Annotated in this window: 5 protein-coding genes; 4 read left to right on the top strand and 1 reads right to left on the bottom strand. The window is 40.7% G+C overall.

What is annotated here, in order from left to right; genetic code table 11:
• Nucleotides 1-169 precede the first annotated feature (169 nt).
• Nucleotides 170-310, bottom strand: a complete 141-nt coding sequence (locus P9B04_RS15525) for a hypothetical protein (RefSeq protein ID WP_342055896.1) — start codon at nucleotides 308-310, stop codon at nucleotides 170-172.
• Between the two features lie 344 nt (nucleotides 311-654).
• Here P9B04_RS15525 and phnC point away from each other — a divergent pair, with 344 nt between their 5' ends.
• The 4 genes from phnC to P9B04_RS15505 all read left to right on the top strand — a co-directional run.
• Complete coding sequence (gene phnC / locus P9B04_RS15520; RefSeq protein ID WP_342055895.1) at nucleotides 655-1404, top strand: phosphonate ABC transporter ATP-binding protein; 750 nt, start codon at nucleotides 655-657, stop codon at nucleotides 1402-1404.
• 49 nt (nucleotides 1405-1453) lie between these two features.
• A complete protein-coding gene (gene phnD, locus P9B04_RS15515; protein ID WP_342055894.1) occupies nucleotides 1454-2374 on the top strand; it encodes a phosphate/phosphite/phosphonate ABC transporter substrate-binding protein in 921 nt (306 codons plus the stop codon).
• A gap of 30 nt (nucleotides 2375-2404) precedes the next feature.
• Entirely contained in the window at nucleotides 2405-3217 is an 813-nt protein-coding gene (gene phnE, locus P9B04_RS15510; protein WP_342055893.1) for a phosphonate ABC transporter, permease protein PhnE, read from the top strand.
• The coding region (locus P9B04_RS15505; RefSeq protein ID WP_342055892.1) for a phosphonate dehydrogenase at nucleotides 3214-4133 on the top strand (920 nt) is incomplete at its 3' end. The genes phnE and P9B04_RS15505, both read left to right, overlap by 4 nt.

Here is a 4133-nt window from a genome sequence, read left to right as displayed (position 1 = left end):
CTTTTCGTTGGGAAGCCCCGCACTCTACCCGATAGGGTGAGTGTCGGGATTGACGGGGTGACAAGAATTGGAAAAAACGGATCAAACCAAGGTTTCAGAATATGCGTTGACTAAAAAATCAACCCTTTTCATAATTGGTGATGATGATTGAATCGTTTATGATTAGTAGCTAGGGAGAATTAAATAGCAAGCGTTCTGTGCTATGTTGTGATCCTTGTGCGCGAGTTTCCACACTCTCAATTACAGCCATCGCCAAATCATATTCGTCTTCAAAAATCCGACTAGCTAGTTCATGTGTTTTTATGCCCACCTACTTATTACAACCGACAGCGACAAAAAGAATTAAAAAAAGAGCTAATCCATTGGTGAATCTCATAATGGTTTCCTCATTATTTGACAGATGATTCTAATATTAATCCCCAAGCTTAATTTAAGCTAACTAATACCTGAAAATAAGATTAATAAATAACTATAGTAACCAGGCGATAAAACTGGCTAGTTTGTAAGTGTTCAGCTATCAGCCATCAGCCGAAAAAAGAGAATAATTCTTTAACTCTTAATCTTTCCTTGAAATAGGACTGATAATTTTTTATTATCGAATGTGGGGACTAATTAATAAACCCAATCCAAAATGGACTTTAACAGTTTAAGCTAATGATCTTTTTAGAGAACGTGGGGGTAACTTACCCTAATGGCTTTGTGGCTGTAGAAGGGGTTTCTGTGGAATTAGCTCGAGGGGAATTTACGGTGCTTTTAGGCTCTTCAGGAGCTGGAAAATCCACCTTGTTGGGATGTATTAATTATCTAACTGCACCCACCACCGGTCGAATTCTAGTGGAAGGTTTAGGGGACATCAAAAACCCAAAAGTGCTACGAGAACATCGTAGGCGTACAGGAACTATTTTTCAACAACACCAACTAATTGAACGCAATACCGCTTTGCAAAACGTTCTCCTCGGACGTTTAGCCTATTATTCTACTATCCGTAGTTTGCTTCCTCTGCCCAAAAAAGAACGTTATTTGGCTTTAGATTGTCTCGAAAGAGTTGGATTATTCAACAAAGCTTTAAATCCAGTCAAAGCACTTAGTGGAGGGGAAAAACAGAGAATTGGTATTGCCAGAGCATTAGCACAACAGCCACAATTTATTTTAGCCGATGAACCAGTAGCAAGTTTAGATCCCGCTAGTTCTCGCAAAGTGCTATCTTTTTTGCGCCAAATTTGTCGTGAAGACGGACTAGGACTCTTAGTTAGTTTACATCAAGTTGAGTTAGCCATAGAGTATGCAGACCGAATTCTTGGGGTAGCGCAAGGAAAAGTCGTGTTTGATGGTGGTCCCAAAGAACTAAAATCCTTTGGGTTAGAGGAAATTTATAAAAATTTGCCTTTAACAACAACATCCTAAATTGATTTTTTGATTCAATAATTATTCCTTTTGAGGAGTTTAAGTAACCATGACTTTCAGCATTAAAAACAGTTTAAGTGCCATAGGATTAACAGCGTTATTAGCTTTGGTTGGCTGTGGTAATCCTTCGGTTAATCAATCTAATTCAGAAACCGACTCTAATAGCAACGCTACTACATCAAATCCCAGTAAATTAGTGGTTGCTCTTTTACCTGATGAATCAGCCAGTACCGTCATTCAAAACAATGAAAAACTAGAAGCTTATCTAGAATCTCAATTAGACAAAGAAGTAGAATTATTTGTCAGTACAGATTACTCTTCGATGATAGAAGCAGCTAGTAAAGGACGCTTAGACTTAGCTTATTTTGGTCCCCTTTCCTATGTGCTTGCAAAAACCAAGAGCAACATCGAAGCCTTTGCCGCCATGAATAAAGATGGTTCCGCTACTTATAAAGCGGTGATTATCGGCAATAAAGAAGCAGGAATAGACAGCTTTGAAGACATTGCCGACAAAACAATGGCTTACGGCGACCAAGCATCCACTTCTAGCCATTTAATTCCCAAATCCATGTTAGCGGAACAGGGATTGAAAGTTAAAGAAAACTACGAGGAGGTATTTTTAGGCGCACACGATGCTGTCGCCCTTGCAGTAGAAAAAGGTAACGCTCAAGCAGGAGGCTTAAGTCAACCTATTTTTGAATCCTTAGTAGAAAAAGGAACAATCGATCCAGATAAAGTGGTAATAATTGCTGAATCCAAGCCTTATCCTCAATATCCCTGGACAATGCGTTCTGATCTCGATCCTGAACTGAAAACAAAAATCAGTCAAGCTTTTACAGAATTGGAAGATCCAGAAGTGCTTAAACCTTTTAAAGCCCAAGGGTTTGACCCCATCCAAGACCAAGACTATGACGTGGTGCGCGAATTAGGCGCAATTCTCGATTTAGATTTCGCTCAGTTGAGCAAATAATCTTCTCAAAAAATCAACCGAGGTATGCAGATGACAACTTCGAGAAAAGAATACGATGGGGTTTTACGACGACAACAGAGAATTTGGTTAGAATTGTTAGTCAAAATTTCTCTGGTAGGAGCCATTGTTGCTCTTAGTTTTGTCTTGGTTGGCTTACTGGATTTAGAGCGAATTTCCCAAGGAATCCCCGATTTTTTCGGAATGTTGGCCGAAATGTTACCCCCCGATTTTACCCGTGCTAAAGACTGGATCGAGCCGTTAATAGATACCATTGCCATGAGTATCGCAGGAACCGCCCTAGCGATCGCTTTATCCCTTCACATCGCTTTTTTAGCAGCTAAAAATACCACTCCCCATCCCGTAGGTTTCTGGATAGCTAGGATGATACTAAACATTACCAGAGCGGTACCAGAACTTATTTTGGGCATTATTTTGGTGGCAGCAGTAGGGTTTGGCACACTTCCAGGGGTATTAGCACTGGGATTACATTCGGTGGGGATGGTGGGTAAATTTTTTGCCGAAGCTATCGAACATACCGACGAAGCTCCGGTTGAAGCTGCGCGAGCAGTTGGAGCCAACGAACTACAAATCATTTGGCATAGTATCTTACCCCAAGTGTTTCCGCAAATGGCAGATGTTGCTTTTTATCGTTGGGAATACAATTTCCGAGCTTCTATGGTATTAGGTGCTGTTGGTGCAGGAGGGATAGGTTTTGAAATTATCGGCGCATTACGTTTACTCAAATACGAGGAAGTTTCTGCTTTATTAATTGTCGTCTTACTGATGGTGACTTTAGTTGATACCTTAAGTAATTTTCTCCGTGAAAAATTTATTGAAATATGAAGCCAACAGTTGTTATCACCCATTGGGTACACCCAGAAATTATCGATCTATTAAGCGATCGCACCACCGTCATTGCCAACCAAAGCAAAGAAACAATCAGTCGCACGGAAATTATCCGTCGTGCCGAAAAAGCCGAAGGGTTGATGGTGTTTATGCCAGACTCTATCGATGACCAGTTTTTAGCCGCCTGTCCCCAGTTAAAAGTGATTGCAGGAGCCTTACGAGGGTACGATAACTTTGATGTGGCAGCCTGTACCCAACGAAAAATTTGGTTTACCATTGTCCCCGAATTACTGGCTGCACCCACCGCAGAGCTAACAGTAGGTTTATTAATTAATCTCGGCCGTAGAATGTTGGAAGGAGACGATCTCGTTCGTAGTGGTCAATTTCAAGGTTGGCGATCGCAACTATACAGTACAGGGTTAGAAAATCAAAATATCGGTATTGTAGGTATGGGTCAATTAGGTAAAGCTTTGGCTCAAAGATTGGCCGGTTTTGACTCAAATTTGTTTTATTGTGATCCTATTCCTCTCGATGCTGAGTTAGAGAGAACTTGGAAGATTGAGAAACTTTCTTGGCAATCATTACTAAAACAAAGTAAATATCTAATTCTCAATGTTCCCTTGCAACCTGAGACATTTCATTTAATCAACCCTAATACCATTGCTCAAATGCCTCCTGGTAGTTATTTAATCAATCCCTGTCGGGGTTCAGTGGTGGACGAAGAAGCGGTCAGTCAAGCTATTAATTCGGGACATTTAGCAGGGTATGCAGCGGATGTTTTTGAAATGGAAGATTGGGCTAGAAAAGACCGTCCACAGCAGATTCCTCCATCCTTATTGAACAATCGCACTTCTACTTTTTTTACCGAAAATCGGAGCATGAAAGCCCCTGGCTTCAGACATGGGGATGAAAT

This window comes from Crocosphaera sp. Alani8, from assembly GCF_038442745.1.
In the GTDB taxonomy this organism is placed as follows: domain Bacteria; phylum Cyanobacteriota; class Cyanobacteriia; order Cyanobacteriales; family Microcystaceae; genus Crocosphaera.
This window is presented reverse-complemented; position numbering and strand designations above follow the sequence as displayed.

What these genes read in the sequence shown, in the direction of transcription:
- phnC (WP_342055895.1), top strand. Translation starts at nt 655, where the DNA reads ATGATCTTTTTAGAGAACGTGGGGGTAACTTACCCTAATGGCTTTGTG.
- phnD (WP_342055894.1), top strand. Translation starts at nt 1,454, where the DNA reads ATGACTTTCAGCATTAAAAACAGTTTAAGTGCCATAGGATTAACAGCG.
- phnE (WP_342055893.1), top strand. Translation starts at nt 2,405, where the DNA reads ATGACAACTTCGAGAAAAGAATACGATGGGGTTTTACGACGACAACAG.